The 4,169-nt window shown below is 69.9% G+C and carries 6 protein-coding genes; all 6 read right to left on the bottom strand.

Going from position 1 to position 4,169, the window contains the following annotated elements; translation table 11 throughout:
* Positions 1-385 (bottom strand): bifunctional diaminohydroxyphosphoribosylaminopyrimidine deaminase/5-amino-6-(5-phosphoribosylamino)uracil reductase RibD (gene ribD / locus D588_RS0122915; RefSeq protein ID WP_017917649.1); only part of this gene is annotated, 385 nt, incomplete at its 3' end.
* The gene (locus D588_RS0122910) at positions 382-864 is read right to left on the bottom strand and encodes a GNAT family N-acetyltransferase (protein ID WP_017917648.1); all 483 of its coding nucleotides are present in this window, start codon (positions 862-864) and stop codon (positions 382-384) included. The genes ribD and D588_RS0122910, both read right to left, overlap by 4 nt.
* 4 nt (positions 865-868) lie before the next feature.
* A complete protein-coding gene (nrdR, locus tag D588_RS0122905) occupies positions 869-1,399 on the bottom strand; it encodes a transcriptional regulator NrdR (RefSeq protein WP_010340907.1) in 531 nt (176 codons plus the stop codon).
* A 105-nt stretch (positions 1,400-1,504) separates the two neighbouring features.
* The gene (glyA, locus tag D588_RS0122900) at positions 1,505-2,773 is read right to left on the bottom strand and encodes a serine hydroxymethyltransferase (RefSeq protein ID WP_017917647.1); all 1,269 of its coding nucleotides are present in this window, start codon (positions 2,771-2,773) and stop codon (positions 1,505-1,507) included.
* 122 nt (positions 2,774-2,895) lie between these two features.
* A complete protein-coding gene (locus D588_RS0122895; RefSeq protein ID WP_017917646.1) occupies positions 2,896-3,420 on the bottom strand; it encodes an RcnB family protein in 525 nt (174 codons plus the stop codon).
* Positions 3,421-3,530: 110 nt separating this feature from the next.
* A partial coding sequence (locus D588_RS28080) for a hypothetical protein (protein ID WP_017917645.1) occupies positions 3,531-4,169 on the bottom strand: 639 nt, incomplete at its 5' end.

Genomic DNA, 4,169 nt, shown 5'->3' with positions numbered 1-4,169 from the left:
CAGCCTCTCGCAGCAGCGCGAAGCCGCCGCCGTTGACCTGCGGGAACGGGTCGGCCATCGCCGCCACCACCCGCGCCACGCCGGCCTCGATCAGCGCCAGCGCGCACGGCGGGGTGCGGCCGTAGTGCGCGCACGGCTCCAGGGTCACGTAGGCGGTGGCGCCACGGGCGCGTTCGCCGGCGGCGCGCAGCGCGAACACCTCGGCGTGCGGCCCGCCGGCGCGCTGGTGGAAGCCCTCGCCCACCACGCCACCGTCGCGCACGATCACGCAGCCGACCATCGGATTGGGCCGCGTGGTGTAGGCGCCGCGCTCGGCCAGGCGCAGGGCCTGCGCCATCCAGCGATGGTCGTCGGCGGAGAAGTCGGAGACGACGTCGGTGCTCATGCGGATGCGGTAGCAGCACTGACGTCGCGGCGCATCACCACGATCTGCAGCAGCCCCAGCGGCAGGTCGGCATGGCGCTGCCAGCCCAGGCGCTCGTAGAACGGCACCAGCACCGGCTCGCAGTACAGGTACAGCCACTGCACGCCGAAGCGCGCGGCGGCCTGCACGCAGTGCGCGACCAGGGCGGCGCCGACGCCGGCACCGCGTGCCTGCGGCCGCACGTACAGCGTCGCCAGCCAGGGCGAAAACTGGCGGATGCGCGCGTCGTCGTTCTGCAGCAGGCTCACCGACCCCAGCCAGCCCTCGCCCTCCAGGGCGATCCAGCTGGTGGGGATGCGGCGTTCGTCGCGATGGCTGCGCAGGTCGGCCTCGGCCTCCACCACGTTCCACTCCGGCAGCAGCGGGCCGAACGCCTGCAGGTGCTCCTGCGCCAACGCGGGGATGTGCTGCGCGGCCTCGGCCAGACAGACGATGCGCATGCGCTCAGCGCTTGCCGGTCTTGTCGCCCGGCTTGGCCGCGCGCACCAGGTCCAGCAGCGGCAACTGCTCGCTGCCCACCGGCAACTCGCGCTCGAGCTTCTCGATCTCCTCGCGGAAATCGGCCACGTCCTGGAAGCTGCGGTACACCGAGGCGAAGCGCACGTAGCCGACGTGGTCGAGCTTGCGCAGCTCGGCCATCACGTACTCGCCGACCCGGATCGAGGGCAGTTCGCGCTCGCCGGACATGCGCAACTGATGCACCACCGCGCGCACCGCCGCCTCGATCTGCTCCTCGGCCACCGGCCGCTTCTGCAGCGCGCGGTCGAAGCTGGTGCGCAGCTTGCGCGCATCGAACGCCTCGCGGCCGCCGTCGCTCTTGATCACCGTCGGCAGCTTGAGTTCGATCGTCTCCAGCGTGCTGAAGCGCTCGCCGCAGGCCTCGCACTCGCGACGCCGGCGGATCGTCGCGCCGTCCTCGGACACGCGCGAATCGATCACCCGGGTATCGGTGTGCTGGCAGAAGGGGCAGTGCATTCAGGGCGCCGGGAATGGGGAAACGGGAATGGGGAATGGGAACGTCAACAGCGCAAGCGTAGCGCGTCTGACCATTCCCGATTCTCCATTCCCCATTCCCGTTTTTCAGCCATACACCGGATACTTGCGGCACTGCGCGGTCACCGCGTCGCGCACGCGCGCCAGCACGGTGTCGTCGGCCGGGGCGTCGAGCACGTCGGCGATCCAGTTGGCGAGGTCGACGCAGTCCTGCTCCATGTAGCCGCGGGTGGTGATCGCCGGGGTACCCAGGCGCAGGCCCGAGGTCACGAACGGCGAGCGCGGGTCGTTGGGCACCGAGTTCTTGTTGACGGTGATGTGGGCCTTGCCCAGCGCCGCTTCCGCGTCCTTGCCGGAGACGTCGCGGCCGATCATGTCCACCAGCATCAGGTGGTTCTCGGTGCCGCCGGAGACGATCTTGTAGCCGCGCGCGATCAGGGTCTTGGCCATGGCCTGGGCGTTCTTCACCACCTGCTGCTGGTAGCGGGTGAATTCCGGCTCCAGCGCTTCCTTGAACGCCACCGCCTTGGCCGCGATCACGTGCATCAGCGGGCCGCCCTGGATGCCGGGGAAGACGATCGACTGCAGCTTCTTGGACAGGTCTTCGAGCTTGTCGCCGGCGCCGGCGGCACTGGCGACGATGATGCCGCCACGCGGGCCGCGCAGGGTCTTGTGGGTGGTGGAGGTGACCACGTGCGCGTGCGGCAGCGGGGTCGGATAGACACCGGCGGCGACCAGGCCGGCCACGTGCGCCATGTCCACGAAGAAGTAAGCACCGACCTTGTCGGCGATGGCGCGGAAGCGCGCCCAGTCGATCACCTGCGAGTAGGCGGAGAAGCCCGCCACCACCATCTTCGGTTTGTGCTCCACGGCCAGGCGCTCGACCTCGTCGTAGTCGATCAGGCCCTGGTCGTTGACGCCGTACTGCACGGCGTTGAACAGCTTGCCGGAGGCGTTGACCTTGGCGCCGTGGGTCAGGTGGCCGCCGTGCGCCAGCGACATGCCGAGGATGGTGTCACCCGGCTGCAGCAGCGCGAAGTACACCGCCTGGTTGGCCTGCGAGCCGCTGTGCGGCTGCACGTTGGCGTAGTCGGCGCCGAACAATTGCTTGACCCGGTCGATGGCCAGCTGCTCGGCGACGTCGACGAATTCGCAACCGCCGTAGTAGCGCTTGCCCGGATAGCCTTCGGCGTACTTGTTGGTCAGCTGGCTGCCTTGCGCTTCCATGACCAGCGGGCTGCAGTAGTTTTCGCTGGCGATCAGCTCGACGTGGTCTTCCTGGCGGCCGGCTTCGGCGGCGATGGCGCGGGCCAGGTCGGGATCGTAGGTTTCGATGCGGGCGTCGCGCGGGAACATCGGGTCTCCGGGGGGCATGGACAGAAGGCAGACGACTAGTTTAAGCCCCGCGCGCGGCCGAGGGCGAACCAAAACGCAGACGGCCTCCCGCAGGAGGCCGTCTGGCGATGCCGCAGCAGGGCTCAGCGGCCGCTGAGCACCAGGTCGGCGATGATGCCCGTGGCGATGGCGACCAGTAGCAGGTTGCCGGTGTCGTCGCGCACCCAGCGGTAGCCGTACGGCGGGCGCCGGACCTGGTAACGGTCATAGTCGTAGACCACGTAGTTCGGGCCGTAGTAGCGCTGGCCGCGCGCCCAGCGCGGCGGACCCGGGCGGTAGTAGACGACGTCCGGGCCGTTGCGATAGCCGTCGCGGTAGCCGCGGTCGTAGGCGCGACGGGCGTCGCGGCGGTCGCGCTCACGGTCGCGCCAGTAGCGCTCGCGATCGGCATCGCGGTAGCCGCGGTCGTACCAGCCATGGTCGCGCGGACCCGGTCCCGGCGGCGGGGGCGGCGGCCCCGGAGGACCCAGAGGACCCGGAGGACCCGGCGGGCCCCAGCCCGGACCGGGACCCGGACCGCCCGGACCCCAGGCGAACGCGGGTGGCGCCATGAAACCCAGCGCCAGCGCGGACGAGAGGGCGATTGTGGCAATGCGTTTCATGTTCATGGCAACTCCGTCACGTGGTGTGGCGGTTGCATTTAGGCCGTTTTCGTCTGAACCGTCTCCTGCTGGAATCGGTTACGTATTCAGCTTCACGGATCGGGCTAGGAAAGCGTTCATCCAGCGGCATTTCCGGCCTGCGCGTGCAGGCGCAACAGCGCCGCCTGCGCCGTGTCATCGGCTGGCAAATAGACCACCAGACGGTTGCCGTTGCGCGGCGCCGACCACCAGTTGACCTGCTGCAGGTGCAGCTCGCCTTCCTGCGGATGGCGGAAGCGCTTGAGCTGGTTCTCCACGCCGCGTACCTCGCGCCGCTGCCGCCACAGCGCATCGAACTCGGGAGAGGCCGCACGGTAGCGCGCCAGCAGCGCCTCCCATTCCGGCTCGCCCAGGTGTTCGGCCATCGCCGCGCGCAGCAACGCCACCATGTGCTGCAGCACCTCCTGGCGATCGAGCAATGCGTCGCGCCAGCGCGGATTGGTGAAGGCCTGATAGACGCAGTTGCGGTCGGCGTCCGCCAGGTCGGCCAGGGTCACGCCCATCAGGCGCTCGAAGGCCGGGTTGGCGCCGAGGATGTCGAAGCGCGGGGTCTGCAGCATTGCCGGCCACGGGCCGAGCTGGTCCAGCAGCATGCGCCCGGTGCCGGTCAGGCGTTGGCACGGCGGTGGCGCCAGGGCGGTCGTGCCGCCCACGCCGGCCAGCGCCAGCACGTGCGCGGTTTCGACCTCCGAACACTGCAGGGCGCGGGCGATGGC

Origin of the sequence: Xanthomonas sp. SHU 308 (assembly GCF_000364645.1) — a bacterium.
GTDB classification, from domain to species: domain Bacteria; phylum Pseudomonadota; class Gammaproteobacteria; order Xanthomonadales; family Xanthomonadaceae; genus Xanthomonas_A; species Xanthomonas_A sontii.
This window is presented reverse-complemented; position numbering and strand designations above follow the sequence as displayed.